Below are 26045 nucleotides of genomic sequence, written 5' to 3'. Positions count from 1 at the left end.
GCTGAAAGCCCTCAGTTATTCTGAGGCAACGTTATAGCTTTTGCTTTCAAATTACTGGGGAACCCTCTCCCCTGTGGGAGAGGGTTAGGGTGAGGGCAACATCACAGCCCTTTGCGCACCCTGCGCTGGGTATAAATCGCATCCGCAACAAAGATGGCCAGCGCCACCCAGATAAAGGCGAACGTCACCATCTTATCCGCACCCGGCACCTCGCCGTAAAACACCACCGCCAGCAGGAACATCAGCGTCGGGCCAATGTACTGGAAGAAGCCCAGCGTGGAGAGGCGCAGACGCGTTGCCGCGCCGGTGAAGCACAGCAGGGGGATCGTCGTGACCACGCCCGCGGCCATCAGCATCAGGTTCAGCGACCATGGATTGCTGCCCATGTGGCTGGTGGCGCTGTCGGCAATACCGAACAGGTAGATCGCGGCGACAGGCAGCAGCCACAGGGTTTCAAACAGCATTCCCGTCTGCGCTTCCACGGCAATTTTTTTACGCACCAGGCCGTAGAAGGCAAAGCTGAACGCCAGCCCCAGGGCGATAACCGGCAGTGAGCCGAAGGTCCACAGCTGTACCAGCACGCCGCAGAAGGCCAGAATCACCGCCACCCACTGCATCCGGCGAAAGCGCTCACCAAGGAAAATCATCCCCAGCAAAATATTGACCAGCGGGTTAATAAAGTAGCCCAGGCTGGCTTCGAGCATGTGATGGTTATTCACCGCCCAGATAAACAGCAGCCAGTTTCCGCCAATCAGCACCGCAGAGAGAGCGAGCAGGAAGACCTTCTTCGGGGTTTTCAGCAGCGTTTTGACGCCTGACCACTGACGGCTGATACTCATCAGCGCAATCATGAAGAAAAAGGACCAGATGACGCGGTGAGTGAGGATCTCGTCCGCCGGGACATAGGCGATAAGTTTGAAGTACGCCGGTGCGATACCCCAAATAAAATAAGCGGCAAGGGCGAGTAAAACGCCCTGCCGCGTCTGTTTAGCATCCATCGGTAAAATCCGTTACAAAAAAGTGAAGTAATTTTACCCGAATTTGCCGTCTCAACCCACCATATAAGTGGCGGTTGCGCTGGCGATATAAACCTGCTCCTCGTTATGCAGCTCAACGCGGGCGACGGCAACTTTATTCCCGGCGCGCAGCAGGCTGCTGGTGCAGGTGAAGCGGTTTCCGCGTCCCGGACGCAGGTAGTCGACGCGTAAATCGATGGTGCCCATGCGCGACAGGCGCTGGCGTAACTCATCTTCGTTGATGGTGTCATGGCGCGTCAGCGTGCTGCCCACGCACACCAGACCGGCCGCCACGTCCAGCGCGGAGGCAATGACCCCGCCGTGCAAAATGCTTTGCGCCCAGTTACCGACCATCATTGGCTGATTATTGAAACTCAGCTGAGCGAAGTCTTTTTCGTATCGCTCCAGCTCAAGACCCAGTGCACGGTTGAACGGCATGTGGTACACAAAAATCTCGCCCACGAGCTTTAAGGTTTCTTCGGCGGTGAGTGTGGCTGACATCTGACGTGGCATCCTTGTTGTTAACAAAATGTTGATTTTATGCTTCGGGATAAAGGAATGCCACTTTAAGAAACGAGGAAGCGGAAGTTATCGCAGAAGTCTGTAGAATGCCCGGACAAAACTATTCATTAAATGTCACCATTTCAGGAGAACACCACCGATGCGGACGTATCTGGGTTGGTTACTGGCGGCGGTTGCGCTGCCCCTCACAGCATATGCGCAGGAAGCGACGATCAAAGAGGTGCATGATAAACCTGCCGTTAAGGGCAGCATCATCGCCAATATGCTTCAGGAGCATGACAATCCGTTCACGCTGTACCCTTATGATACAAACTACGTGATCTACACCCAGACCAGCGATCTCAACAAAGAGGCGATAAGCTCCTATAACTGGTCTGATAATGCGCGTAAAGATGAGGTGAAGTTCCAGCTCAGCCTCGCCTTCCCGTTCTGGCGCGGCATCCTGGGGCCGAACTCGGTGCTTGGCGCGTCTTACACGCAGAAGTCATGGTGGCAGCTCTCCAACAGCGGGGAATCTTCACCGTTCCGCGAAACCAACTATGAACCGCAGCTGTTCCTCGGTTTCGCCACCGATTATGAGTTTGCAGGCTGGACGCTGCGAGACGTGGAGGTGGGCTATAACCACGATTCTAACGGTCGTTCCGACCCAACCTCACGCAGCTGGAACCGCATCTATACGCGTCTGATGGCGCAGAACGGCAATTTCATGGTGGAAGTGAAGCCGTGGTACGTGGTGGGCAGCACCGATGACAACCCGGATATCACCAAATATATGGGCTACTATCAGCTTAAAGTGGGCTATCAGCTGGGTGACGCGGTGCTGAGCGCCAAAGGCCAGTACAACTGGAATACCGGCTACGGCGGTGCAGAGCTGGGCCTGAGCTACCCGGTAACGAAACACGTTCGTCTTTATACTCAGGTGTATAGCGGGTATGGCGAATCGCTGATCGACTACAATTTCAATCAGACCCGCGTCGGTGTGGGCGTCATGCTGAACGATATTTTCTAAGCTGCTCGAATGTTTTTGCGTTAAACGTTGAAGTTTCTCTCTCAGGCGCTGAAAATAGCGCCTGTTTCATTTCTGGCATATGGGGTTAACGTGGCGCAGGCGGAAGTATTGAATCAGGAATCGCTGGCTAAACAGGTTTTGCAGGAAACCTTTGGCTACCAGCAGTTCCGTCCTGGCCAGGAAACCATCATTGAAACCGTGCTGGAAGGCCGCGATTGCCTGGTGGTCATGCCGACCGGCGGCGGTAAATCGCTCTGCTATCAGGTGCCCGCGCTGGTGCTTAATGGCCTGACGGTCGTGGTATCGCCCCTTATTTCCCTGATGAAAGACCAGGTCGACCAGCTGCTTGCCAACGGCGTGGCGGCGGCCTGCCTGAACTCGACGCAGACCCGCGAGCAACAGCAAGAGGTAATGGCCGGGTGCCGCACCGGGCAGATCCGCCTGCTGTATATCGCGCCAGAACGCCTGATGCTGGACAACTTCCTCGATCATCTGGCGCACTGGAATCCGGTGCTGCTGGCAGTGGATGAAGCGCACTGTATCTCCCAGTGGGGGCACGATTTCCGCCCGGAATACGCCGCGCTTGGCCAGCTTCGTCAGCGCTTCCCCGAGCTGCCGTTTATGGCGCTTACCGCCACGGCGGACGACACCACGCGTCAGGACATCGTTCGCCTGCTGGGGCTGAACGACCCGTATATTCAGGTCAGCAGCTTCGACCGCCCGAACATCCGCTATATGCTGATGGAGAAGTTCAAGCCGCTGGATCAGCTCTTACGCTACGTGCAGGAGCAGCGCGGAAAGTCCGGCATCATCTACTGCAACAGCCGGGCGAAGGTGGAAGACACCGCCGCGCGTCTGCAAAACCGTGGCTTTAGCGCCGCGGCCTATCACGCCGGGCTGGAGAACCATATCCGCGCCGACGTGCAGGAGAAATTCCAGCGCGACGACCTGCAAATCGTGGTCGCAACGGTGGCGTTCGGGATGGGGATCAACAAGCCCAACGTGCGCTTTGTGGTGCATTTCGACATTCCGCGCAATATCGAATCCTACTATCAGGAAACCGGCCGCGCCGGGCGTGACGGCCTGCCTGCGGAAGCGATGCTGTTTTACGATCCGGCGGATATGGCGTGGCTGCGCCGCTGTCTCGAGGAGAAACCGCAGGGGCAGTTGCAGGATATCGAACGGCACAAGCTTAACGCGATGGGGGCCTTCGCCGAAGCGCAAACCTGCCGCCGTCTGGTGCTGCTCAACTACTTTGGTGAAGGGCGTCAGGCACCGTGCGGCAACTGCGATATCTGCCTCGACCCGCCGAAGCAGTACGATGGCCTGATGGACGCGCGCAAAGCGCTCTCGACTATCGGACGCGTGAACCAGCGCTTCGGGATGGGCTACGTCGTTGAAGTGCTGCGCGGGGCTAACAACCAGCGTATCCGCGATATGGGTCACGACAAACTGCCGGTTTATGGCATCGGGAAAGACCAGAGCCACGAGCACTGGGTGAGTATCATCCGCCAGCTGATCCATCTCGGCTTTGCCACGCAGAACATTGCCCAGCACTCTGCGCTTCAGCTGACCGAAGCGGCGCGACCGGTCCTGCGTGGCGAGGTTGAACTGAAGCTCGCCGTTCCGCGCGTTGTCGCCCTGAAGCCGCGCGTGATGCAGAAATCCTACGGCGGTAACTACGATCGCAAGCTGTTCGCCAAGCTGCGTAAGCTGCGTAAAGCCATTGCGGATGAAGAGAACATCCCGCCATACGTGGTGTTCAACGACGCGACGCTTATCGAGATGGCCGAGCAAATGCCGCTCAGCGCCAGCGAGATGCTCAGCGTCAACGGCGTCGGCACGCGTAAGCTGGAGCGCTTTGGTAAAGAGTTTATGGCGCTCATCCGTTCCCACGCTGATGGTGATGATGAGGAGTAGTCAGCCGGGCGAAAAAGTGCCAGGATGGTGACTCACTGTATTATTTCCCCGCGAGCTAATTATGTTAATGCTATTTCTCACCGTGGCGTTAGTGCACATCGTTGCGCTGATGAGCCCTGGCCCTGACTTTTTCTTCGTGTCACAAACGGCCGTCAGCCGCTCCCGCAAAGAGGCAATGATGGGTGTGCTCGGTATTACCATGGGCGTCATGGTCTGGGCGGCGGTTGCGCTGCTCGGTCTGAACCTGATCCTGGCGAAAATGGCGTGGCTGCATAACATCATCATGGTCGGCGGCGGTCTGTACCTGTGCTGGATGGGCTACCAGATGCTGCGCGGGGCGCTGAAGAAAGAAGAGAAAAAGCCGGAAGAGCCAAAGGTTGAGCTGGCAACGGGCGGCCGTAGCTTTGTGAAAGGGCTGCTGACCAACCTGGCGAACCCGAAAGCGATTATCTACTTCGGCTCTGTGTTCTCGCTGTTTGTAGGGGATAACGTCGGCGCGGGCGCGCGCTGGGGGATCTTTCTGCTGATCGTTGTTGAGACGTTCGCCTGGTTTACCGTTGTGGCAAGCCTGTTTGCCTTACCGGCGATGCGTCGCGGCTACCAGCGCATCGCGAAGTGGATCGACGGCTTTGCCGGCGCGCTGTTCGCCGGCTTCGGCATTCATCTCATCATTTCTCGCTAAGCATGACGCGCTGACGCAAGCAGCGCGCCAACCAGCATAAACAGCGAACCAAAGACTTTGTTCAGGGCCTTCATCTGTTTAGGCCCTTTGATCCACGCCGCAATTCGCTGCGCTAGCGTCGCGTAACCAATCATCACAATGATATCGACAATAATGGTGGTCGCGCCCAGCACCACGTACTGCATCACCTGTGGCTGATGCGGCACGATAAACTGCGGGAACAGGGCGGCGAGGAACACGATGCTTTTCGGGTTGGTCAGGTTAACGAACACCGCGCGTTTAAACAGGTGGCCGCGTGTTTGCGTCCGGGAGAGCGTATGCAGATCAATCGAGCCTGCGGCGCGCCACTGCTGAATACCCAGCCAGATAAGATACGCTGCGCCAGCCCATTTCAGCACCTCGAAGGCCAGCACCGAACGGGAGAACAGCGTGCCCAGACCAATCCCCACCAGCACAATATGAATGCCAAGCCCGGTCTGTAAACCGGCGATTGACGCCGCCGCGCCGCGATAGCCGTGATTAATGGAGGTGGTCATGGTGTTGATTGCGCCCGAGCCAGGTGAAAGGCTGAGGATGATGGATGTCAGCAGGTAGGCGAACCACCATTCGAAGGTCATTTGAAACTCCCGGATCGTCTGTTTTTATGCCACAATACGCTATTGTTGAGTCATTTTGTGACCGGTGACGAAAAAAACGATATTCCCTGAATTACGGGGGGTGGAAACCCAATGTTTCAGCAGAAAAAGGACTGGGAAACACGAGAAAACGCATTTGCTGCTTTCTCCATGGGGCCGCTGACCGATTTCTGGCGCCAGCGTGAGGAAGATGAGTTTATGGGCGTCGGGGAAATCCCGGTACGCTTCGTTCGTTTCCGTGATGAAAAAAATGACCGGGTGATTGTGGTCTGCCCCGGGCGCATCGAAAGCTATATCAAATATGCCGAGCTGGCGTATGACCTGTTCCATCTGGGCTTTGATGTGTTAATTATCGACCATCGCGGGCAGGGGCTTTCTGGCAGGATGTTGCCGGATACCCATCGCGGCCACGTGGATAACTTCAGCGATTACGTCGACGATCTGGCCGCGTTCTGGCAGCAGGAAGTGCAGCCCGGACCGTGGCGCAAGCGTTATATTCTTGCCCACTCCATGGGGGGGGCGATCTCGACGTTGTTTTTGCAGCGCCATAAGCACCAGTGTGACGCCATTGCGCTGACCGCGCCGATGTACGGCATTGTGATACGTTTTCCTGACTGGATGGTGCGCCATCTTCTCGACTGGGCTGAGGGCCATCAGCGCATTCGAGAAGGCTATGCCATCGGAACAGGACGCTGGCGGGCATTGCCATTTGCCATCAACGTGTTAACCCACAGCCGGCAGCGTTATCGCCGCAACCTGCGTTTTTATGCCGATGAACCGCGTCTGCGGGTCGGCGGCCCCACCTGGCACTGGGTGCGGGAAGGTATTCATGCCGGTGAGCAGGTGCTGGCGGGCGTAGGCGATGATGACACGCCGACGCTCCTGATCCAGGCGGAAGAAGAGCGTGTGGTGGATAACCGCATGCATGACCGCTATTGTGAACTTCGCGCCGCTGCGGGCCATCCCTGTGAAGGGGGTAAACCGCTGGTCATCAACGGTGCGTACCATGAGATCCTTTTTGAAAAGGACGCTATGCGCTCAGTCGCGCTCAACGCCATTGTTGAATTTTTCAACAGGCATAACTGATTATTGTTTTCCACCAGAGGTTGAAATCCCTATGTACCAGGTTGTTGCATCTGATTTAGATGGCACGCTGCTTTCCCCCGACCACACCCTGTCGCCTTATGCGAAAGAGACCCTAAAACTCCTGACTGCCCGTGGCGTGAACTTTGTGTTCGCCACCGGTCGCCACCACGTGGACGTGGGACAGATCCGCGATAACCTGGAGATCAAGTCGTACATGATCACCTCTAACGGTGCGCGCGTACATGACACGGACGGCAACCTGATTTTTACCCATAATCTCGATCGTGACATCGCCACCGATTTGTTCGGCATTGTGCATAACAACCCGGATATCGTGACTAACGTTTACCGCGACGACGAGTGGTTTATGAACCGCCATCGCCCGGAAGAGATGCGCTTCTTCAAGGAAGCCGTATTCCAGTACTCACTGTACGAGCCGGGTCTGCTGGAGCCGGAAGGGATCAGCAAGGTATTCTTCACCTGTGTAAATCATGAGGAGTTACTGCCGCTGGAGCAGGCGATCAACGCCCGCTGGGGCGACCGCGTGAACGTGAGCTTCTCCACGCTGACCTGTCTGGAAGTGATGGCGGGCGGGGTGTCCAAAGGTCACGCGCTGGAAGCGGTAGCGAAACGGCTGGGCTTTGATCTGAAAGACTGTATCGCCTTTGGCGATGGCATGAACGATGCCGAGATGCTCTCCATGGCGGGTAAAGGCTGCATCATGCAGAACGCGCACCAGCGCCTGAAAGATCTGCACCCGGAGCTGGAAGTGATCGGCACCAACGGCGATAACGCCGTGCCTAAGTATCTGCGCAAATTGTTCCTTGAATAATCTTCAATTGATTGTTTATTGTTCAGATGTCAACTAAAGAGTTCGCTACAATGCCTCTCCTTCTTTCTGAGAGACAAGCATTGTGGCGCTACTCATTATCACCACTATCCTGTGGGCCTTCTCCTTTAGTCTGATTGGCGAATACCTTGCCGGATCGGTCGACAGCTACTTCTCGGTACTGATGCGCGTGGGGCTGGCGGCGCTGGTGTTCCTGCCGTTCCTGCGTACCCGCGGGCAGTCGCTAAAAACGATACTGCTGTACATGCTGGTAGGCGCGATGCAGCTCGGCATCATGTACCTGTTCAGCTTCCGGGCCTACGTTTACCTGTCCGTCTCGGAATTTCTGCTCTTCACCGTGCTGACGCCGCTCTACATCACGCTGATTTATGACTTGCTCAGCAGGCGCCGTTTGCGCTGGGGATATCTGCTGAGCGCTGCGCTGGCAGTCATTGGCGCGGCGATTATTCGCTATGACAAGGTAAGCGATCACTTCTGGACCGGGCTGATGTTCGTCCAGCTCGCTAATATCAGCTTTGCCATCGGGATGGTGGGTTACAAACGTCTGATGGAGACCCGCCCGATGCCGCAGCATAACGCGTTTGCGTGGTTCTATATGGGCGCGGCGATTGTCGCGGTAGCGGCGTGGTTTCTGCTCGGCAATCCGCAAAAGCTGCCGACCACCTCCGTGCAGTGGAGCGTTCTGGTCTGGCTGGGCGTGGTGGCGTCGGGGCTGGGCTATTTTATGTGGAACTACGGCGCTACGCAGGTAGACGCCGGGACGCTGGGGATCATGAACAATGTGCACGTGCCGGCGGGGCTACTGGTGAACCTCGCCATCTGGCAGGAGCAGCCGCACTGGCCGAGTTTCCTTATTGGGGGAACGGTGATCCTGGCTTCGCTGTGGGTACATCGCCGCTGGGTCGCTCCGCGCTCCGCACAAACGGAAGATGGTCGCACGCGTGGTTCCGCGCTGAGCGAATAAACGCTTCCGTAATCGGCTGACGCTGCTCGCCGTCACGCACGGCGGCGTACAGCCGGCTCCACAGTCCTTCACCCAGAGTTTTGGTGACCACCAGACCCTGGCGTTCAACCGTCTCGACCACCCAGTGCGGCAGCGCCGCAATCCCCATTCTGGCCGCCACCATCTGAATTAACAGCAGCGTGTTATCCACGCTTTTCAGCTGTGGGCTGATGCCCGCGGGTTGCAGGAAATGGCGCCAGATATCCAGACGACTGCGCTGTACCGGGTAAATCAGCAGCGTCTCCGTTGCCAGATCTTCCGGCGTGATACGCGTTTTAGCGGCCAGCGGATGGTCCGGGGCCAGCACCAGACGCACCTCAAAATCAAACATTGGCGAATAGTGCAGACCGCTGCGCGGCAGAATATCTGAGGTCATCACCAGATCCAGCTCACCCTGCTGAAGCGACGGCTGCGGATCAAACGTGACGCCGGATTTGAAGTCCATCTCCACCTGCGGCCACTTCTGGCGGAAGTTCTCAAGCGCGGGGGTCAGCCACTGAATACAGCTGTGACACTCAATGGCGATGCGCAGGGTGGTCTGCTGCGGCTCGTTGCAGGACTGCAACGCGCTGGCAATCTGCGGCAACACCTGGTTCGCCAGCTGAAGCAAAATTTCGCCCTGCGGCGTAAAGCGCAAAGGCTGGCTCTTACGCACAAAAAGACGAAAGCCGAGGCGTTGTTCCAGATCGCTGAACTGGTGAGAAAGGGCAGACTGAGTCTGGTGCAGCGTGGCCGCTGCCGCCGCAAGAGAACCGCAGTTCCGCAACGCTTGTAGCGTTTTCAGGTGTTTTATCTCGATCATGAAAGTCCTTCACTTCGCCATGAACATTTTGCGCTTGAGGAATATACAGTACCTGCCAATTATAGAAGTGTAAACATCTGGACGTCTAAATAACGAATTTCTACAAGGGGTATGCCATGACAATCCGCACTCACACTCTCGGTTTCCCTCGCGTTGGTCTGCGTCGCGAGCTGAAAAAAGCGCAAGAAAGCTACTGGGCGGGTAACGCCACCCGCGAAGAACTGCTGGCGGTGGGGCGCGAGCTGCGCGCGCGTCACTGGGATCAGCAAAAACAGGCGGGCGTAGACCTGCTGCCGGTGGGCGATTTCGCCTGGTACGACCATGTTCTGACCACCAGCCTGCTGCTTGGCAACGTGCCGGCTCGTCATCAGAACAACGATGGATCGGTGGATATCGATACCCTGTTCCGCATCGGCCGTGGCCGCGCGCCAACGGGTGAGCCAGCGGCAGCGGCGGAAATGACCAAGTGGTTTAACACTAACTATCACTATATGGTGCCGGAGTTCGTTAAGGACCAGCAGTTCAAACTGACCTGGACCCAGCTTCTGGATGAAGTGGACGAAGCGCTGGCGCTGGGTCACCAGGTGAAACCCGTGCTGCTGGGGCCGGTCACCTACCTGTGGCTGGGCAAAGTGAAAGGTGAGCAGTTCGACCGCCTCAGCCTGCTGAACGATATTCTGCCGGTTTATAAGCAGGTGCTGATTGAGCTGGGTAAGCGCGGTATTCAGTGGGTGCAAATCGATGAACCGGCGCTGGTGCTTGAGCTGCCGCAGGCGTGGCTGGATGCCTTCAAACCGGCGTATGACGCGCTCACGGGCCAGGTGAAGCTGCTGCTGACCACCTATTTCGAGGGCGTAACGCCGAACCTCGACACCATTACCGCGCTGCCGGTTCAGGGTCTGCACGTTGATCTCGTTCACGGCAAAGACGATGTGGCAGAGTTGCACAAGCGTCTGCCTGCGGAGTGGCTGCTCTCTGCCGGTCTGGTGAATGGTCGTAACGTCTGGCGTGCCGATCTCACCGGGAAATATGCACAAATCAAGGACATTGTCGGTAAACGTGAATTGTGGGTAGCCTCTTCCTGTTCCCTGCTGCACAGCCCGATCGACCTGAGCGTGGAGACCCGACTCGACCCTGAGGTGAAAAGCTGGTTTGCCTTTGCCCTGCAAAAGTGTGAGGAGCTGGCTCTGCTGCGCGACGCGTTGAACAGCGGCGACACAGCAGCGATTACTGACTGGAGCGCCCCGATCCAGGCGCGCCGTCACTCGACGCGCGTGCATAACCCGGCGGTGGAAAAACGTCTGGCGGCCATCACTGCCCGGGACAGCCAGCGCCAGAGCCCGTATGAAGTGCGCGCCGAAGCCCAGCGTGCGCGCTTTAACCTGCCCGCGTGGCCGACCACAACCATCGGCTCCTTCCCGCAGACTACCGAGATCCGCGGCCTGCGCCTGGACTTCAAAAAGGGCAATCTGGATGCGAATCACTACCGCACCGGCATTGCGGAGCACATCAAACAGGCGATCGTCGAGCAGGAACGTCTGGGTCTGGACGTGCTGGTGCACGGCGAGGCCGAGCGTAACGATATGGTGGAATACTTCGGTGAACACCTGGACGGCTTTGTCTTTACCCAGAACGGCTGGGTGCAAAGCTACGGCTCCCGCTGCGTGAAGCCGCCGGTGGTGATCGGTGACGTCAGCCGCCCGGAAGCGATCACCGTGGAGTGGGCGAAATATGCGCAGTCTCTGACCGACAAACCGGTAAAAGGCATGCTGACGGGGCCGGTGACCATTCTCTGCTGGTCGTTCCCGCGTGAAGATGTATCCCGGGAAACCATCGCCAAACAGATCGCCCTGGCGCTGCGTGATGAAGTGGCGGATCTGGAAGCGGCGGGGATTGGCATCATTCAGATCGACGAACCGGCGCTGCGTGAAGGCTTGCCGCTGCGTCGCAGCGACTGGGATGCTTATCTGACGTGGGGCGTGGAGGCGTTCCGCCTCAACGCGGCCGTCGCGAAGGACGACACGCAGATCCACACCCACATGTGTTACTGCGAATTTAACGACATCATGGACTCCATTGCCGCGCTCGACGCCGATGTGATCACCATCGAGACCTCGCGTTCAGACATGGAGCTGCTGGAGTCGTTCGAAGAGTTCGACTACCCGAACGAAATCGGGCCGGGTGTGTATGACATTCACTCCCCTAACGTGCCGAGCGTGGAGTGGATTGAAACGCTGCTGCAAAAAGCCGCCCGGCGCATTCCGGCGGAACGCCTGTGGGTAAACCCGGACTGCGGCCTGAAAACTCGCGGCTGGCCTGAAACCCGCGCGGCGCTGGCGAACATGGTGCAGGCGGCGCAGAATTTGCGTCAGGCGTAGTGGGGCTGGATTGCCCGGTTGGCGCAGCCGCCACCGGGCTTTTTGTATTACGCTTTCTTCCCGCCGTACTGGCTGAACCACGCCAGCATTCTCTGCCAGCCATCTTTCGCCGATTCTGCGTGATAGCTCGGACGATAATCGGCATTAAACGCGTGTCCCGCATCCGGGTACACCACGATTTCGGCCTTCGCGTTTGCCGCCCGCAGCGCGTGGCGCATGGTCTCGACGGTATCAAGCGGAATGCCGGTATCCTGGCCGCCATACAGCCCTAGCACCGGGGCATTTAAATCGGTGGCGATATCAACTGGATGTTTCGGCGAGTTCAGGGTCTTTTCACCCACCAGTTTACCGTACCAGGCCACAGCGGCTTTCAGCTGCGGATTGTGCGCGGCATACAGCCAGCTAATGCGTCCGCCCCAGCAAAAGCCGGTCACCATCAGACGGTGCGGGTCGCCACCGTTGCGCGCCGCCCAGCTGGCAACGTGGTCGAGATCGGCCAGCACCTGCGCGTCCGGCACTTTGCTGACCAGGTTGCTGAACAGCGTCGGGATGTCGCTGTAATCATTCGGATCGCCCTGACGGAAATAGAGTTCCGGCGCAACGGCCAGGTAACCTTCCAGCGCCAGACGGCGGCAGAGGTCGCGAATATGTTCATGAACGCCAAATATTTCCTGCACCACGATCACGATGGGCAGCGGGCCATCGGCAGATTTTGGCCGCGCGTGGTACGCTGGCATGTTCTCTCCCTGGGAGGGAATGGAGGTCTCGCCTGCGGTAATGGCCTCTTCAGGGGTTGAGACGATGGTTGAAGCATGCGGGGCCGCAGCAGGTGCAAAACCGGTTTTTTCAGTCATGGCATTCTCCGTACCAATGAATGGATTAGCGCAAAGATAAATATAGACACCAGGTTAACAATCCACAGTGCCTTATAGCGTCTATCTTTTGTGCAGCACCCGGCGATATAACTTGTTAATGTGATGTGAATCACTATTTTATGGAAATTAACTGCAATCATTTTCATTCATGGTGAGGTGTGTCACGAAATAATGCACATTGCTTCTGTAAAGTACCGTTTTACTTCTTCTGACAAACCGACCCACAGAGGAGTCACCTATGTCTAAGTCTGATGTTTTTCATCTCGGCCTCACTAAAAACGATTTACAAGGGGCTACGCTTGCTATCGTCCCTGGCGATCCTGAGCGTGTGGAAAAGATCGCCGCGCTGATGGATAAGCCGGTTAAGCTGGCAGCGCATCGCGAATTCACCACCTGGCGCGCAGAGCTGGACGGTAAAGCGGTGATCGTGTGCTCTACCGGTATTGGTGGCCCGTCTACCTCTATCGCCGTTGAAGAGCTGGCGCAGCTGGGCATTCGTACTTTCCTGCGCATCGGCACCACAGGCGCCATTCAGCCGCACATCAACGTGGGCGACGTGCTGGTTACCACCGCATCCGTGCGTCTGGACGGGGCAAGCCTGCACTTTGCACCGATGGAATTCCCGGCAGTGGCCGATTTCGAATGCACCACCGCGCTGGTTGAAGCCGCGAAGTCCGTGGGCGCCACCACCCACGTGGGCGTAACTGCCTCTTCCGATACCTTCTACCCGGGCCAGGAGCGTTACGACACCTTCTCTGGGCGCGTGGTGAGCCGTTTCAAAGGCTCCATGGAAGAGTGGCAGTCGATGGGCGTCATGAACTACGAAATGGAATCTGCGACGCTGCTGACCATGTGCGCAAGCCAGGGTCTGCGTGCCGGTATGGTGGCGGGCGTTATCGTCAACCGTACCCAGCAGGAGATCCCGAACGCTGAAACCATGAAGCAGACTGAAAGCCATGCGGTGAAAATCGTGGTTGAAGCGGCGCGCCGCCTGATCTAATTCTCTCTTCAGTGCTGAAAGGCCGACATGCTCGGCCTTTTCTTTTTGCGTAACGCCTCGCAGGAAAACCCTTTCAAACTGGACGTTCATACAGCACAATTCTATTTTGTGCGGTAATACGTTGATGCAGGGGGCATTGTGGATATCTCAATCCTGATTTATGCAGTGATTGCGCTGGTGAGCGTGGGGATTGGCTGGCTCATTTCCGGCTACCAGCATGCGCAGCAGAAAGCCGAACAGCTGGCAGAGCGCGAAGAGATCGTCGCTGAACTTAGCGCGACGAAACAACAGCTTGCGCTGAGTGACCACTGGCGCGACGAATGCGAACTGCTCAATAACGAACTGCGCAATCTGCGTGATATCAATACCTCGCTGGAGGCCGATCTCCGTGAAGTGACCACCCGTCTTGAGTCCACCCAACTGCACGCGGAAGACAAAATCCGTCAGATGATCAACAGCGAGCAGCGTCTTAGCGAGCAGTTTGAGAACCTCGCGAACCGCATTTTTGAGCACAGCAATCGCCGCGTGGATGAGCAGAACCGCCAGAGCCTGAACAGCCTGCTGACGCCGCTGCGTGAACAGCTGGATGGCTTTCGCCGTCAGGTACAGGACAGCTTTGGTCAGGAAGCCCGCGAACGCCACACGCTGGCGCATGAAATTCGTAATCTCCAGCAGCTGAATGCGCAGATGGCGCAGGAGGCGGTTAACCTGACGCGCGCACTGAAAGGTGATAACAAAGCGCAGGGAAACTGGGGCGAAGTGGTCATGACGCGCGTGCTGGAGGCCTCTGGCCTGCGCGAAGGATACGAATACGAAACGCAGGTCAGCATTGAGAACGATGCGCGCTCGCGGATGCAGCCGGATGTCATTGTTCGTCTGCCACAGGGCAAAGATGTGGTTATCGACGCCAAAATGACGCTGGTGGCCTATGAGCGCTACTTCAACGCTGAGGATGACTACACCCGCGAAACAGCGTTGCAGGAGCACATCGCCTCCGTGCGTAACCATATCCGTCTGTTGGGCAGAAAAGATTATCAGCAGTTGCCGGGGCTGCGATCGCTGGATTATGTGCTGATGTTCATTCCGGTCGAGCCTGCGTTCCTGCTGGCGCTCGACAGACAGCCCGAACTGATCACCGAAGCGCTGAAAAATAACATTATGCTGGTCAGCCCCACCACGCTACTGGTGGCGTTACGTACCATTGCCAACCTGTGGCGCTATGAGCACCAAAGCCGTAACGCGCAGCAGATTGCCGATCGCGCCAGCAAGCTGTACGACAAAATGCGGCTGTTTGTGGACGATATGTCCTCGGTGGGGCAAAGCCTGGATCGCGCGCAGGATAACTACCGCCAGGCGATGAAAAAACTCTCCTCCGGGCGTGCCAATTTGCTGGCGCAGGCGGAGGCGTTTCGCAGCCTGGGGGTGGAAGTTAAACGCGAGATTAATCCGGAACTGGTGGAGCAGGCTACCGCTCAGGACGAAGAGTTTCGTCTGCGTGAAGGCGACGGTGAGCAAAATAGCCGCAATGAAGACAACGATTTAGCGGCGAGTTTATCCCCCGAAGCGCAGCCGGCGCGTTTCTTTCACGGTGGTTGAAACGTAGGGCAAATGCGCCCAATCTGTTACACTTCACGAACATTTGACTGATTAGCAGGCTCTGAGATGGTTGACGATTCACAAGACACAACGCACTTTGGCTTTCAGACTGTCGCCAAAGCGCAGAAAGCTGACATGGTGGCCCACGTATTTCATTCCGTGGCGGCGAAGTACGATGTGATGAATGATTTGATGTCATTTGGCATTCATCGCTTGTGGAAGCGCTTCACTATTGATTGCAGCGGCGTGCGCCGTGGACAAACGGTGCTGGATTTAGCCGGAGGCACAGGGGATCTGACCGCTAAATTCTCCCGTCTGGTTGGCGAAACCGGCCGCGTGGTGCTGGCGGATATCAACGACTCCATGCTGAAAATGGGACGCGAAAAGCTGCGTAATATCGGCGTGGTAGGCAACGTTGAATATGTTCAGGCCAACGCCGAAGCGCTGCCGTTCCCGGATAATACGTTCGACTGCATCACCATCTCTTTCGGTCTGCGTAACGTGACCGATAAAGATAAAGCGCTGCGCTCCATGTACCGCGTGCTTAAGCCGGGCGGTCGACTGCTGGTACTCGAGTTTTCTAAACCGATTATCGACCCGCTGAGCAAAGCTTACGATGCCTATTCCTTCCACGTTCTGCCGCGCATCGGCGAGCTGGTGGCAAACGATGCAGAAAGTTACCGTTATCTGGCCGAGTCCATCCGAATGCACCCGGATCAGGACACGCTGAAAGCGATGATGCAGGATGCGGAGTTTGAAAACGTGGAATACTTCAATATGACGGCGGGTGTCGTCGCGCTGCATCGTGGTTACAAGTTCTGAGTGGAGGTTTCCCGTGCCCATTAAACCCTTAGTCACCGCTGGCATCGAGAATGTGCTGAATGCCTTTCTGTATCGCGCTCCGGCGCTGAAAACCGCACGTCAGCGGCTTAACGGAAAGGTGCTGCGCATCGTTTTAAAGGAGTTCTCGACGCCGCTTGTGCTGGTCTTCAGCGAACGCCAGCTTGACGTTCTGGGGGAGTGGGAAGGCGAGGCGGACTGCTCGGTGATTACGCACATGAGCGTATTGCCAAAACTGCGTGACCGTCAGCAGATGACGGCGCTTATTCGCAGCGGTGAGCTGGAGGTCGAGGGCGATATTCAGGTGGTACAGAACTTCGTTGCACTCAGCGATCAGGCTGAATTCGACCCGGCGGAACTGCTGGCGCCCTATATCGGCGACATCGCGGCTGAAGGTATAAGCAAAACGCTGCGCACGGGTTCCGCTTTCCTTCGTAAAGGTCTGCTCCGTCAACAGCGCTACGCTGCCGAGGTGCTGACCGAAGAGTGGCGTATGGCGCCGGGGCCTTTAGAAGTCGCCTGGTTTGCAGAAGAGACCGCGGCAGTTGAGCGCGCAGTTGATGCGTTAACCAAACGGCTGGAAAAACTGGAGGGCAAATGACGCCTGGTGAAATTCGGCGCCTCTATTTTATCGTTCGCACCTTTTTGAGCTACGGGCTCGACGAGCTTATCCCCAGAATGCGTATCACCCTGCCGCTTCGGCTTTGGCGTCGCACGCTGTTCTGGATGCCGAATCGCCATAAGGATCAGGAGCTGGGCGCACGCCTGCGTCTTGCGTTACAGGAGCTGGGCCCGGTCTGGATCAAGTTTGGGCAGATGCTCTCAACACGTCGCGACCTTTTCCCACCGCAGATTGCCGATCAGCTCGCGCTATTGCAGGACCGCGTTGCTCCGTTTGACGGAGAGAGAGCGAAGAAACAAATCGAAGAAGCGATGGGCAATATCCCCATCGAGACCTGGTTTGATGATTTCGATATTCAGCCCCTGGCCTCTGCCTCTATTGCGCAGGTTCACACCGCGCGCCTGAAGGAAAATGGCAAAGAGGTGGTCATCAAAGTGATTCGTCCGGATATCCTGCCGGTTATCAAAGCAGACATGAAGCTGATTTATCGCCTGGCTCGCTGGGTGCCGCGTCTGTTGCCGGATGGTCGCCGTCTGCGTCCGCTGGAAGTGGTTCGGGAATACGAAAAAACGCTGATTGACGAGCTTAACCTGCTGCGTGAATCGGCGAACGCCATTCAGCTGCGTCGAAACTTTGAAGACAGCCCGATGCTGTATGTTCCTGAAGTCTATTCTGACTATTGCAGTCAGAACATGATGGTGATGGAACGTATCTACGGTATTCCGGTCTCGGACGTGGTGGCGCTGGAAAAACAGGGCACCAACATGAAGCTGCTGGCCGAGCGTGGCGTGCAGGTCTTCTTTACTCAGGTTTTCCGCGACAGCTTCTTCCATGCAGACATGCATCCGGGCAACATTTTCGTCAGCTATGAGCACCCGGAAGATCCGAAATACATCGGCATCGACTGCGGTATTGTCGGCTCGCTGAATAAAGAGGATAAGCGTTATCTCGCCGAGAACTTTATCGCTTTCTTCAATCGCGACTACCGTAAGGTGGCCGAGCTGCACGTGGATTCAGGCTGGGTTCCGCCAGATACCAACGTGGAAGAGTTTGAATTTGCGATCCGCACCGTCTGTGAGCCGATTTTTGAAAAGCCGCTCTCGGAGATCTCTTTCGGACACGTCCTGCTCAACCTGTTCAACACCGCACGCCGTTTCAATATGGAAGTGCAGCCACAATTAGTTTTACTTCAGAAAACATTACTTTACGTTGAGGGCGTAGGCCGCCAGCTCTATCCTCAGTTAGACTTGTGGAAAACCGCGAAACCGTTCCTCGAATCCTGGATTAAGGATCAGGTCGGTATTCCAGCCCTGGTTCGCTCGCTTAAAGAGAAAGGCCCGTTCTGGATTGAAAAAATGCCTGAAATTCCTGAACTGGTTTACGACAGTTTGCGTCAGAGCAAGAACCTTCAGCACAGCATGGATAAAATCGCGCACGAGCTTCAATCCAGTCGCGTGCGTCAGGGGCAGTCCCGCTATCTCTTCGGAATTGGCGCGACGCTGCTGATAAGCGGCACGTTGCTGTTGATCAATCGTCCGGACTGGGAAATGATGCCAGCCTGGATTATGGCTGCCGGTGTGGTTGTCTGGCTTGCTGGCTGGCGAAAAACGCGCTGAATTAGCGTCGCTATCGAGAGATTGCATACGTATAATGCGATCTGACTAATTAATCATCTATCACTGGGGAACACGCATGGGTGGTATCAGTATCTGGCAGTTAGTGATCATTGCCGTCATCGTTGTGCTGCTGTTTGGCACGAAAAAACTCGGATCGATTGGTTCCGACCTGGGCGCGTCAATCAAAGGCTTCAAGAAAGCCATGAGCGATGATGAGAATAAGCAGGAAAAAACCAGTCAGGATGCTGATTTTACCGCTAAATCCATCGCCGATAAGCAGGACGAAGCCAAAAAGGAAGAGGCTAAACGTCACGATAAAGAGCAGGTGTAATTCGTGTTCGACATTGGTTTTGGTGAGTTACTGCTGGTCTTTGTGATTGGTCTGATTGTGTTGGGGCCGCAGCGTTTACCCGTTGCGGTGAAAACCGTCGTGGGCTGGGTGCGGGCGCTTCGCTCGCTGGCAACTACCGTGCAGAACGAACTGGCGCAGGAGCTGAAGCTTCAGGAATTTCAGGACAGCCTGAAAAAGGTTGAAAAGGCGAGCATGGACAACCTGACGCCGGAGCTGAAAGCATCAATGGATGAGTTGCGCGAAGCGGCTGAATCCATGAAGCGTTCTTACAGTATTAACGATCCTGAGAAGGCGAGCGATGAAGCAAACACCATCCACAATCCGGTGGTGAAGGGTAGCGAAGAGCAGCGCGAGGGTGTAACGCCTTCCAGCGCGGAGCATCAGGCTGCTTCGCCAGAGCAATCGCCGCAGGAGCCCGAAGTGAAAAAGCAGGTGCCGCCGGAAGAGCCCGTGGTCAAAACGGCTGAGGTAAAACCCGCCGCGCCCGTTTCCGAATCATCCCCCTCGTCGAGTGATAAAGCGTAAACATGGCAGTAGATGATACTCAACCGCTTATTACGCATCTCATTGAGCTGCGTAAGCGCCTGTTAAACTGCATTATTGCGGTTTTCCTCATTTTTTTATGTCTGGTCTATTTTGCCAACGATATCTATCAGGTGGTTTCCGCGCCGCTGATTAAACAGATGCCTCTGGGCGCGACGATGATTGCAACAGACGTTGCTTCACCGTTCTTTACCCCGATCAAACTGACCTTCTGGGTGTCGTTGATTGCCTCTGCGCCGGTCATTCTGTATCAGGTCTGGGCATTTGTGGCGCCCGCGCTGTACAAGCATGAACGCAAGCTGGTTATTCCGCTGCTGGTGTCCAGTTCGCTGCTGTTTTATATCGGCATGGCGTTCGCCTACTTCGTTGTCTTCCCGCTGGCCTTCGGCTTCCTGACGCATACCGCGCCGGAAGGGGTACAGGTGTCGACGGACATCGCCAGCTACCTCAGCTTCGTGATGGCGCTGTTTATGGCCTTTGGTGTCGCCTTCGAGGTGCCCGTAGCAATTGTCCTGCTCTGCTGGGTGGGGGTGACCACGCCTGACGATCTGCGTAAGAAGCGCCCGTACATCCTGGTGGGGGCATTTGTCGTAGGTATGCTGTTAACGCCACCGGACGTCTTCTCGCAAACCTTACTGGCGATACCCATGTACTGCCTGTTTGAAGTCGGCGTGTTCTTCGCTCGTTTCTACGTCGGAAAGGGGCGTACCCGGGACGAAGAAGACGAGCCGTCTGAAGAGACTACTAAAGAATAAAACCAACCGCCCGTCAGGGCGGTTGTCATATGGGGATACGTATGTTTGATATCGGGCTTAACCTCACCAGCGCCCAGTTTGCGAAAGACCACGATGAGGTGGTGGCGCGCGCCTTTGCCGCCGGCGTGGGTGGGCTGCTACTGACGGGAACGAATCTGCATGAGAGTGAGCAGGCACGGCAGCTGGCGCAACGCTATCAACACTGCTGGTCCACCGCAGGCGTGCATCCTCATGACAGCAGCCAGTGGACGCATGAAAGCGCTGAGGCGCTTCATCGTCTGGCACAAACGCCAGAAGTGGTTGCCATTGGCGAATGCGGGCTTGATTTCAACCGTAACTTCTCGACGCCTGAAGAGCAGGAGAAGGCATTTACCGCCCAGCTCGCGCTGGCAGCAGAGCTGGAGATGCCGGTGTTTATGCACTGTCGCGATGCGCATGAACGTTTTATGGCGCTACTGGAACCCTGGCTGGAGAAACTGCCGGGCGCGGTGTTGCACTGCTTTACGGGCTCCCGTCAGGAAGCGCTGGATTGCCTGAACCGCGGGCTGTATTTGGGTATCACGGGCTGGGTCTGCGATGAGCGTCGTGGGCTGGAACTGCGTGAGCTGTTACCCGTTATCCCGGCCGATCGTTTGCTGCTGGAAACGGATGCGCCGTATCTGTTGCCCCGGGATATGCAGCCCAAACCGCCATCACGACGTAATGAACCGGCCTACCTGGGGCATATTGCTGAGCGAGTGGCGCACTGGCGCGGAGAAGATGCCCAGTGGCTGGCAGCACAAACCGATGATAACGTGCGTCGTCTGTTCGGCGTGCAGTTCTAAACTTTGCGGAAATCGGTGTTTTTAACGCTCTGCAACACCTCTTTGTTCAGCAGGTTGAGCAGCAGCATGGAGCGCGCTTCACCGTCCGGCTCAGCGAAGATGGCCTGTAACCCTTCAAAGGCGCCTTCGGTGATCACCACGCTGTCGCCGGCATAAGGGGTTTCCGGATCGGTAATATCTTCAGGCTGCTGGTAGACAGAAAGCTGATGAATAACCGATGACGGTACTCTTGCCGGATGGGCGCCAAAACGCACAAAATGGCTGACGCCGCGCGTGGCGCTGATCGTCGTGGTGTGGATCACTTCGGGGTCGAACTCGACGAACAGATAGTTCGGGAACAGAGGCTCACTGACGGTCGTGCGTCTTCCACGCTGCATTTTTTCAAGCGTGATCACGGGTGTCAGGCAGTTAACAGACTGACGTTCAAGATGTTCCTGCGCGCGCTGAAGTTGCCCGCGTTTGCAATACAGTAAATACCAGGCCTGCATAATCACTCTTCCCATTGTTCGGGGCGCAAGCATACCAAAACCCTGGCGGGATCGCTAAGGTGATTATAATGGCGAAAAAGAGAGTAAGTCGTGGAAGTTCACGCTAATTTAACAAAATTACAGCATCACGCGGTCTTACGCCGTATAATGAAGCGCTTACAGAGAGGCCATGATTAACTGCATGAAATACCACGATCTACGCGACTTCCTGGCGCTGCTGGAAAAGCAGGGCGAACTCAAACGCATTACGCTTCCTGTTGATCCGTATCTGGAAATGACAGAAATCGCTGACCGCACCCTGCGCGCGGGCGGCCCGGCGTTGCTGTTTGAAAACCCAAAAAGCTACGCCATGCCGGTGCTGTGCAACCTGTTTGGCACACCTCGCCGCGTGGCGCTGGGGATGGGACAGGAAGATGTCACGGCGTTACGTGAAGTGGGCAAACTGCTGGCCTTTCTTAAAGAGCCGGAGCCGCCAAAAGGGTTCCGCGACCTGTTCGACAAGCTGCCGCAGTTTAAGCAGGTGCTGAACATGCCCACCAAACGCCTGCGCGGTGCGCCGTGCCAGCAAAAAGTGCTGGAAGGCGATGCGGTGGATCTGACCAAAATTCCCATCATGCAGTGCTGGCCTGACGATGCCGCACCGCTGATCACCTGGGGCCTCACCGTGACGCGTGGGCCGCATAAAGAGCGTCAAAACCTCGGCATTTACCGCCAGCAGCTGATTGGCAAAAACAAGCTCATCATGCGCTGGTTGTCCCATCGCGGTGGGGCGCTGGATTTCCAGGAGTGGTGCGCGGCCCATCCGGGCGAACGCTTCCCGGTTTCAGTCGCGCTGGGTGCCGATCCGGCAACCATTCTGGGCGCGGTGACGCCTGTTCCTGATACGCTGTCTGAATATGCCTTTGCAGGGCTGCTGCGCGGCACCAAAACCGAAGTGGTGAAGTGCATCTCCAATGACCTGGAAGTACCGGCCAGCGCAGAGATCGTGCTGGAAGGTTACATTGAACAGGGCGAGCTGGCACCCGAAGGGCCGTACGGCGACCACACCGGTTATTACAACGAAGTGGATAACTTCCCGGTGTTCACCGTCACCCACATTACCCAGCGTGAAGATGCCATCTATCACTCCACCTATACCGGCCGTCCACCCGACGAACCGGCGGTGCTTGGCGTGGCGCTGAACGAAGTGTTTGTGCCGATCCTGCAAAAGCAGTTCCCGGAAATCGTTGATTTTTATCTGCCGCCGGAAGGGTGTTCGTATCGCCTGGCGGTGGTGACGATGAAGAAGCAGTATGCCGGTCACGCTAAGCGCGTGATGATGGGCGTATGGTCTTTCCTGCGCCAGTTTATGTATACCAAGTTTGTGATTGTCTGCGATGATGACGTCAATGCCCGCGACTGGAATGACGTCATCTGGGCCATCACCACGCGTATGGATCCGGCGCGTGATACGGTGTTAGTGGAAAACACGCCGATTGATTACCTGGACTTTGCCTCGCCGGTTTCCGGACTTGGCTCAAAAATGGGACTGGATGCCACGAACAAATGGCCTGGCGAAACCGACCGTGAATGGGGTCGCCCGATCGAAAAAGATCCTGCCGTGACCGCGCGAATTGACGCGATCTGGGACGAGCTGGCCATAATGAATAACGGTAAGGCAGAATAAGACCGTTTAGCCCTATAGACTTCCCGACAGAGAGAGCGAATGACAACCTTAAGCTGTAAAGTGACGTCGGTAGATGCTATTACCGACACCGTATATCGCGTCCGTTTGGTTCCTGAAGCGGCATTCTCATTCCGTGCCGGTCAGTACCTGATGGTCGTGATGGATGAGCGTGATAAGCGTCCTTTCTCTATGGCCTCAACGCCAGCAGAGAAGGAATTTATTGAGCTGCATATTGGTGCGTCTGAGCTTAACCTGTACGCGATGGCCGTGATGGACCGCATCCTGAAAGAGCGTGAAATCGTGGTCGATATTCCTCATGGCGAGGCCTGGCTGCGTGAAGACGAAGACCGTCCGCTGATCCTGATTGCCGGTGGCACGGGCTTCTCTTATGTCCGCTCTATTCTGCTGACCGCGCTGGCGCGCAACCCGAATCGCGACATCACCATCTACTGGGGCGGCCGTGAAGAGAAGCATCTTTACGATCTGTCTGAGCTGGAAGCGCTGAGCGTAAATCATCCAAACCTGCGCATCGAGCCGGTTGTCGAGCAGCCTGAAGAGGGCTGGCGCGGGCGCAGCGGTACGGTGCTGACTGCGGTATTGCAGGATCATGGGACGCTGGCCGGGCACGATATCTATATTGCCGGTCGCTTTGAAATGGCAAAAATTGCCCGCGACCTGTTCTGCAACGAGCGTGACGCGCGGGAAGATCGTCTGTTTGGCGATGCGTTTGCGTTTATCTGATTGAGAGACCCGCTTCGGCGGGTTTTTTACGCTCGGACATTAGCCTGGTGAAAATTTAACCTTGAAATGGGCGGCGCATTGCCGTTATTCTTGTTCCCGTTAAATTTCGCCCTCAGGAGCGCCCCCCAAAAATGAACAAACACGACTGATGAATTTCGATCCTTGCTCAACGCACCGCGTCGGCAGGGGATGTTTTGATTTCATTCAGGAGTGCTTATGGCTCATTTTGCGCAGTCCCCCTCTTTTATTTTGCATCAGGTCACCTGTCAGTTTGCGACGGGCGATATCCTTTTTGGTCCGCTGAATCTTTCTCTGGATGCGTCAGTGTGCGCGCTGGTTGGCCGCAACGGCAGCGGTAAAACACGTCTTCTGCGGCTGCTGGCAGGGGTTGATGAACCCGCCAGCGGTCATATTGAGCGCTTTGGTACACACGTCTATGTGGCGCAGCAGCAGGATATTTCTGCGGATACGACTCTTGCCGGACTGCTTGGTTACGACGCGATCTTTGCGGCGCGCACGCGCATCGACAGCGGTCATTATGAACCCGACGATCTCGACACGCTCGATGGTTACTGGGATCTGGCTGAACGGCTGAGCCAGGCTTTTATCACTGCAAAACTTCCCCCTTTTGACCCGAATAAACGCGCGGCAGAGCTGAGCGGCGGCGAGCGCATTCGTGCCTTGCTGTGCGGCGCATTCGCCGCAGATGCTGATTACCTGCTGCTGGACGAACCGACCAACCACCTCGACAGGCAAGGCCGCGTGTGGTTCTACGAGCAGCTTTCCCGGTATCAGGGCGGGGTGCTGGTGGCCTCCCACGACCGTGAGTTGCTGGCCCAGGTATCGCGTATCCTTGAACTGAGCGCATTGGGCCTGCGCAGCTACGGTGGGAATTATGCTGGCTATCGAACCCAGCGTGATGCTGAGCAGCTGGCTGCCCGCGCCGCGCTGGAGCATGCTGCCACCGAACGCAAGCGTACCCGCGCCCGTATGCATAAAGAGCATGACGACAGCCTGCGGCGTTCAGCCAAAACGCTTCGCACGGTCGACAGCCTTAACATCGCCTCGTTTGAACGGGTCAAATACAAAGGGGCGGCGAAAGAGCGTATTGGTTCCTGGAAAAAACAGCATAGCGATCAAAATCATGCTCTGAACGCTGCGGTCAACCAGGCACGCGAGCGGGTTGAAGAGGAGAACGCGGTGATGTTTACCCTGCCGGGCAGTGAAATCCCGGAAGGAAAACAGGTGCTGGTGCTGGAAGAACTGGTGGTTCCGCACGTGCCTGTCTCCCCGATAAACTGGCGAATGGATGGCCCGTTGCGCGTGGCGCTACGCGGGCCGAACGGCTGTGGAAAATCCACGCTGTTGAAAGTGATGTTGGGCGAAACAGCCCCTGTCACGGGAACCTGTAAGGTCTCTGTCAGGTGTGCGTATCTCGATCAGCATCTTTCCCGGCTGGATCTGTCGCAGTCGGTGATGACACACCTTAGCCTGGGCAATACGCCGCTCGAAGAAGGGGCGCTGCGTACCCGTTTAGCGCAGCTTCAGCTGGGCGCAGAGAAAGTAACACTACCACTGGCCGAACTGAGTGGCGGCGAGCGCCTGAAGGCCGCGCTGGCCTGCGTATTGTGGCGTGAAGCGGCAACGCAGCTGTTGCTTCTGGATGAGCCAACCAACCATCTTGATCTGGCCTCTGTTCAGGCTATAGAAGCGGCCTTAGCCGATTACCCCGGCGCGCTGCTGGTGGTGTCGCATGATGAAGCCTTTCTGGCAGGGCTGAAGTTGACGCATGAACTGGTGTGGGAAGAGACGGGATGGCGATGTGAAAGCCTGTAAACACAAGCCCCCGCAAGGGCGGGGGCAAACAAACTTTATCAGGCTAACTGCTTGCGAAGGTCAGGGTTTGCCTGGATCAGGCGCATCAGCTTTAGCTCGGCTGGGGTTGGTTTTTCACGTTTTGACTCCCACTCCAGCACCATCGCTACGCTGACACCCATCGCTCTTGCGAATTCATCTGTTTTCAGGCCCGATCCTTTGCGTAAACGCTCAAATTCACTAAAAGGATTGGACTTTTGATTCAGGGTAACCGTCGGCGGTACATCTTTAAAAATAATCTGTTCCAGGCTGCTCAGCAGCTCAAACTCAGGATCTTTTAATTCCATTGAGAACTCCTCATAAATCACACATCGGGATCATGAACATCAGAGAGCCTGTTAAGAATAGT

General features: G+C 56.4%; 26 protein-coding genes. 19 read left to right on the top strand and 7 right to left on the bottom strand.

Annotated elements, in window-relative coordinates:
• Nucleotides 1–101: 101 nt before the first annotated feature.
• Both rarD and yigI read right to left on the bottom strand, forming a co-directional pair.
• The gene (gene rarD / locus ACOTYH_RS21290) at nt 102–998 is read right to left on the bottom strand and encodes an EamA family transporter RarD (protein ID WP_017694744.1); all 897 of its coding nucleotides are present in this window, start codon (nt 996–998) and stop codon (nt 102–104) included.
• 51 nt (nt 999–1049) lie between these two features.
• A complete protein-coding gene (gene yigI, locus ACOTYH_RS21285) occupies nt 1050–1517 on the bottom strand; it encodes an acyl-CoA thioesterase YigI (RefSeq protein ID WP_006812366.1) in 468 nt (155 codons plus the stop codon).
• 160 nt (nt 1518–1677) lie between these two features.
• Here yigI and pldA point away from each other — a divergent pair, with 160 nt between their 5' ends.
• The 3 genes from pldA to rhtC all read left to right on the top strand — a co-directional run bounded on the left by pldA (nt 1678) and on the right by rhtC (nt 5149).
• Nucleotides 1678–2547, top strand: a complete 870-nt coding sequence (gene pldA, locus ACOTYH_RS21280; protein WP_003860803.1) for a phospholipase A — start codon at nt 1678–1680, stop codon at nt 2545–2547.
• A 90-nt stretch (nt 2548–2637) separates the two neighbouring features.
• Nucleotides 2638–4467, top strand: a complete 1830-nt coding sequence (gene recQ, locus ACOTYH_RS21275; RefSeq protein WP_017383584.1) for an ATP-dependent DNA helicase RecQ — start codon at nt 2638–2640, stop codon at nt 4465–4467.
• A 61-nt stretch (nt 4468–4528) separates the two neighbouring features.
• A complete protein-coding gene (gene rhtC, locus ACOTYH_RS21270) occupies nt 4529–5149 on the top strand; it encodes a threonine export protein RhtC (protein WP_006179256.1) in 621 nt (206 codons plus the stop codon).
• Here rhtC and rhtB read toward each other — a convergent pair.
• Nucleotides 5146–5766, bottom strand: coding sequence for a homoserine/homoserine lactone efflux protein (gene rhtB / locus ACOTYH_RS21265; RefSeq protein WP_006812363.1), 621 nt, complete (start codon nt 5764–5766; stop codon nt 5146–5148). The genes rhtC and rhtB overlap by 4 nt on opposite strands.
• Nucleotides 5767–5877: 111 nt before the next feature.
• Here rhtB and pldB point away from each other — a divergent pair, with 111 nt between their 5' ends.
• From pldB to ACOTYH_RS21250, 3 genes are all read left to right on the top strand, one after another.
• On the top strand, nt 5878–6870 hold the full coding sequence (gene pldB, locus ACOTYH_RS21260; protein WP_015570002.1) for a lysophospholipase L2: 993 nt from the start codon (nt 5878–5880) through the stop codon (nt 6868–6870).
• 31 nt (nt 6871–6901) lie between these two features.
• Nucleotides 6902–7702, top strand: coding sequence for a sugar/pyridoxal phosphate phosphatase YigL (gene yigL / locus ACOTYH_RS21255; RefSeq protein ID WP_015570001.1), 801 nt, complete (start codon nt 6902–6904; stop codon nt 7700–7702).
• A gap of 82 nt (nt 7703–7784) precedes the next feature.
• Complete coding sequence (locus ACOTYH_RS21250) at nt 7785–8684, top strand: carboxylate/amino acid/amine transporter (protein ID WP_023295736.1); 900 nt, start codon at nt 7785–7787, stop codon at nt 8682–8684.
• On the opposite strand, the gene metR is transcribed toward ACOTYH_RS21250, so the two are convergent.
• Nucleotides 8572–9525 carry an HTH-type transcriptional regulator MetR gene (gene metR, locus ACOTYH_RS21245; RefSeq protein WP_015570000.1) on the bottom strand — a complete coding sequence of 318 codons (954 nt, stop codon included), beginning with the start codon at nt 9523–9525 and terminating at the stop codon, nt 8572–8574. The genes ACOTYH_RS21250 and metR overlap by 113 nt on opposite strands.
• Nucleotides 9526–9641: 116 nt before the next feature.
• Here metR and metE point away from each other — a divergent pair, with 116 nt between their 5' ends.
• Nucleotides 9642–11903 (top strand): 5-methyltetrahydropteroyltriglutamate--homocysteine S-methyltransferase, encoded by a 2262-nt coding sequence (gene metE / locus ACOTYH_RS21240; protein ID WP_063413367.1) that lies wholly within the window; start codon nt 9642–9644, stop codon nt 11901–11903.
• A gap of 47 nt (nt 11904–11950) precedes the next feature.
• Here the strand turns inward: metE and ACOTYH_RS21235 are convergent, their stop codons facing one another.
• The gene (locus tag ACOTYH_RS21235) at nt 11951–12757 is read right to left on the bottom strand and encodes a dienelactone hydrolase family protein (RefSeq protein WP_003860793.1); all 807 of its coding nucleotides are present in this window, start codon (nt 12755–12757) and stop codon (nt 11951–11953) included.
• Nucleotides 12758–13016: 259 nt separating this feature from the next.
• Between ACOTYH_RS21235 and udp the strand changes: the two genes are divergently transcribed.
• The 9 genes from udp to tatD all read left to right on the top strand — a co-directional run bounded on the left by udp (nt 13017) and on the right by tatD (nt 20926).
• Entirely contained in the window at nt 13017–13778 is a 762-nt protein-coding gene (gene udp / locus ACOTYH_RS21230) for a uridine phosphorylase (protein ID WP_003860792.1), read from the top strand.
• Between the two features lie 138 nt (nt 13779–13916).
• Entirely contained in the window at nt 13917–15374 is a 1458-nt protein-coding gene (rmuC, locus tag ACOTYH_RS21225) for a DNA recombination protein RmuC (protein ID WP_086524165.1), read from the top strand.
• 66 nt (nt 15375–15440) lie between these two features.
• Entirely contained in the window at nt 15441–16196 is a 756-nt protein-coding gene (gene ubiE / locus ACOTYH_RS21220; protein WP_003860790.1) for a bifunctional demethylmenaquinone methyltransferase/2-methoxy-6-polyprenyl-1,4-benzoquinol methylase UbiE, read from the top strand.
• Nucleotides 16197–16209: 13 nt separating this feature from the next.
• Nucleotides 16210–16815 (top strand): ubiquinone biosynthesis protein UbiJ, encoded by a 606-nt coding sequence (ubiJ, locus tag ACOTYH_RS21215; protein ID WP_003860788.1) that lies wholly within the window; start codon nt 16210–16212, stop codon nt 16813–16815.
• Nucleotides 16812–18452, top strand: a complete 1641-nt coding sequence (ubiB, locus tag ACOTYH_RS21210; RefSeq protein WP_015569998.1) for a ubiquinone biosynthesis regulatory protein kinase UbiB — start codon at nt 16812–16814, stop codon at nt 18450–18452. The genes ubiJ and ubiB overlap by 4 nt, the downstream gene beginning before the upstream one ends.
• Nucleotides 18453–18528: 76 nt before the next feature.
• Nucleotides 18529–18783: a Sec-independent protein translocase subunit TatA gene (gene tatA, locus ACOTYH_RS21205; protein ID WP_003860787.1), complete on the top strand. Its 255-nt coding sequence runs from the start codon at nt 18529–18531 to the stop codon at nt 18781–18783.
• A 3-nt stretch (nt 18784–18786) separates the two neighbouring features.
• The gene (gene tatB, locus ACOTYH_RS21200; protein ID WP_003860783.1) at nt 18787–19329 is read left to right on the top strand and encodes a Sec-independent protein translocase protein TatB; all 543 of its coding nucleotides are present in this window, start codon (nt 18787–18789) and stop codon (nt 19327–19329) included.
• Between the two features lie 2 nt (nt 19330–19331).
• A complete protein-coding gene (tatC, locus tag ACOTYH_RS21195; protein WP_015569997.1) occupies nt 19332–20102 on the top strand; it encodes a Sec-independent protein translocase subunit TatC in 771 nt (256 codons plus the stop codon).
• Between the two features lie 41 nt (nt 20103–20143).
• A complete protein-coding gene (gene tatD, locus ACOTYH_RS21190; protein WP_017694739.1) occupies nt 20144–20926 on the top strand; it encodes a 3'-5' ssDNA/RNA exonuclease TatD in 783 nt (260 codons plus the stop codon).
• On the opposite strand, the gene rfaH is transcribed toward tatD, so the two are convergent.
• On the bottom strand, nt 20923–21414 hold the full coding sequence (gene rfaH, locus ACOTYH_RS21185) for a transcription/translation regulatory transformer protein RfaH (protein WP_003860779.1): 492 nt from the start codon (nt 21412–21414) through the stop codon (nt 20923–20925). The two genes, tatD and rfaH, sit on opposite strands and share 4 nt — an antisense overlap.
• Nucleotides 21415–21583: 169 nt before the next feature.
• Here rfaH and ubiD point away from each other — a divergent pair, with 169 nt between their 5' ends.
• The 3 genes from ubiD (at nt 21584) to ACOTYH_RS21170 (ending at nt 25657) form a co-directional block, all read left to right on the top strand.
• Nucleotides 21584–23080 carry a 4-hydroxy-3-polyprenylbenzoate decarboxylase gene (gene ubiD / locus ACOTYH_RS21180; RefSeq protein ID WP_086524167.1) on the top strand — a complete coding sequence of 499 codons (1497 nt, stop codon included), beginning with the start codon at nt 21584–21586 and terminating at the stop codon, nt 23078–23080.
• A gap of 39 nt (nt 23081–23119) precedes the next feature.
• Complete coding sequence (gene fre, locus ACOTYH_RS21175) at nt 23120–23821, top strand: NAD(P)H-flavin reductase (RefSeq protein WP_003860778.1); 702 nt, start codon at nt 23120–23122, stop codon at nt 23819–23821.
• A gap of 216 nt (nt 23822–24037) precedes the next feature.
• Nucleotides 24038–25657 carry an ABC-F family ATP-binding cassette domain-containing protein gene (locus ACOTYH_RS21170; protein WP_033486948.1) on the top strand — a complete coding sequence of 540 codons (1620 nt, stop codon included), beginning with the start codon at nt 24038–24040 and terminating at the stop codon, nt 25655–25657.
• A gap of 38 nt (nt 25658–25695) precedes the next feature.
• Here the strand turns inward: ACOTYH_RS21170 and ACOTYH_RS21165 are convergent, their stop codons facing one another.
• Nucleotides 25696–25983, bottom strand: coding sequence for an HTH-type transcriptional regulator (locus ACOTYH_RS21165; RefSeq protein ID WP_003860776.1), 288 nt, complete (start codon nt 25981–25983; stop codon nt 25696–25698).
• Nucleotides 25984–26045: the final 62 nt, after the last annotated feature.

Origin of the sequence: Enterobacter cloacae complex sp. SHL001, assembly GCF_049236825.1 — a bacterium.
In the GTDB taxonomy this organism is placed as follows: Bacteria; Pseudomonadota; Gammaproteobacteria; order Enterobacterales; family Enterobacteriaceae; genus Enterobacter; species Enterobacter hormaechei_C.
The sequence above is the reverse complement of the archived record's forward strand: the minus strand, read 5'-3'. Positions and strand labels throughout refer to the sequence as shown.

What these genes read in the sequence shown, in the direction of transcription:
- udp (WP_003860792.1), top strand. Translation starts at nt 13,017, where the DNA reads ATGTCTAAGTCTGATGTTTTTCATCTCGGCCTCACTAAAAACGATTTA.
- metR (WP_015570000.1), bottom strand. Translation starts at nt 9,525, where the DNA reads ATGATCGAGATAAAACACCTGAAAACGCTACAAGCGTTGCGGAACTGC.
- ACOTYH_RS21165 (WP_003860776.1), bottom strand. Translation starts at nt 25,983, where the DNA reads ATGGAATTAAAAGATCCTGAGTTTGAGCTGCTGAGCAGCCTGGAACAG.
- metE (WP_063413367.1), top strand. Translation starts at nt 9,642, where the DNA reads ATGACAATCCGCACTCACACTCTCGGTTTCCCTCGCGTTGGTCTGCGT.
- fre (WP_003860778.1), top strand. Translation starts at nt 23,120, where the DNA reads ATGACAACCTTAAGCTGTAAAGTGACGTCGGTAGATGCTATTACCGAC.
- rfaH (WP_003860779.1), bottom strand. Translation starts at nt 21,414, where the DNA reads ATGCAGGCCTGGTATTTACTGTATTGCAAACGCGGGCAACTTCAGCGC.
- tatD (WP_017694739.1), top strand. Translation starts at nt 20,144, where the DNA reads ATGTTTGATATCGGGCTTAACCTCACCAGCGCCCAGTTTGCGAAAGAC.
- rhtB (WP_006812363.1), bottom strand. Translation starts at nt 5,766, where the DNA reads ATGACCTTCGAATGGTGGTTCGCCTACCTGCTGACATCCATCATCCTC.
- rarD (WP_017694744.1), bottom strand. Translation starts at nt 998, where the DNA reads ATGGATGCTAAACAGACGCGGCAGGGCGTTTTACTCGCCCTTGCCGCT.
- tatA (WP_003860787.1), top strand. Translation starts at nt 18,529, where the DNA reads ATGGGTGGTATCAGTATCTGGCAGTTAGTGATCATTGCCGTCATCGTT.
- yigI (WP_006812366.1), bottom strand. Translation starts at nt 1,517, where the DNA reads ATGTCAGCCACACTCACCGCCGAAGAAACCTTAAAGCTCGTGGGCGAG.
- yigL (WP_015570001.1), top strand. Translation starts at nt 6,902, where the DNA reads ATGTACCAGGTTGTTGCATCTGATTTAGATGGCACGCTGCTTTCCCCC.
- ACOTYH_RS21235 (WP_003860793.1), bottom strand. Translation starts at nt 12,757, where the DNA reads ATGACTGAAAAAACCGGTTTTGCACCTGCTGCGGCCCCGCATGCTTCA.
- ubiB (WP_015569998.1), top strand. Translation starts at nt 16,812, where the DNA reads ATGACGCCTGGTGAAATTCGGCGCCTCTATTTTATCGTTCGCACCTTT.
- pldA (WP_003860803.1), top strand. Translation starts at nt 1,678, where the DNA reads ATGCGGACGTATCTGGGTTGGTTACTGGCGGCGGTTGCGCTGCCCCTC.
- ubiE (WP_003860790.1), top strand. Translation starts at nt 15,441, where the DNA reads ATGGTTGACGATTCACAAGACACAACGCACTTTGGCTTTCAGACTGTC.
- ubiD (WP_086524167.1), top strand. Translation starts at nt 21,584, where the DNA reads ATGATTAACTGCATGAAATACCACGATCTACGCGACTTCCTGGCGCTG.
- ACOTYH_RS21170 (WP_033486948.1), top strand. Translation starts at nt 24,038, where the DNA reads ATGGCTCATTTTGCGCAGTCCCCCTCTTTTATTTTGCATCAGGTCACC.
- rhtC (WP_006179256.1), top strand. Translation starts at nt 4,529, where the DNA reads ATGTTAATGCTATTTCTCACCGTGGCGTTAGTGCACATCGTTGCGCTG.
- pldB (WP_015570002.1), top strand. Translation starts at nt 5,878, where the DNA reads ATGTTTCAGCAGAAAAAGGACTGGGAAACACGAGAAAACGCATTTGCT.
- tatC (WP_015569997.1), top strand. Translation starts at nt 19,332, where the DNA reads ATGGCAGTAGATGATACTCAACCGCTTATTACGCATCTCATTGAGCTG.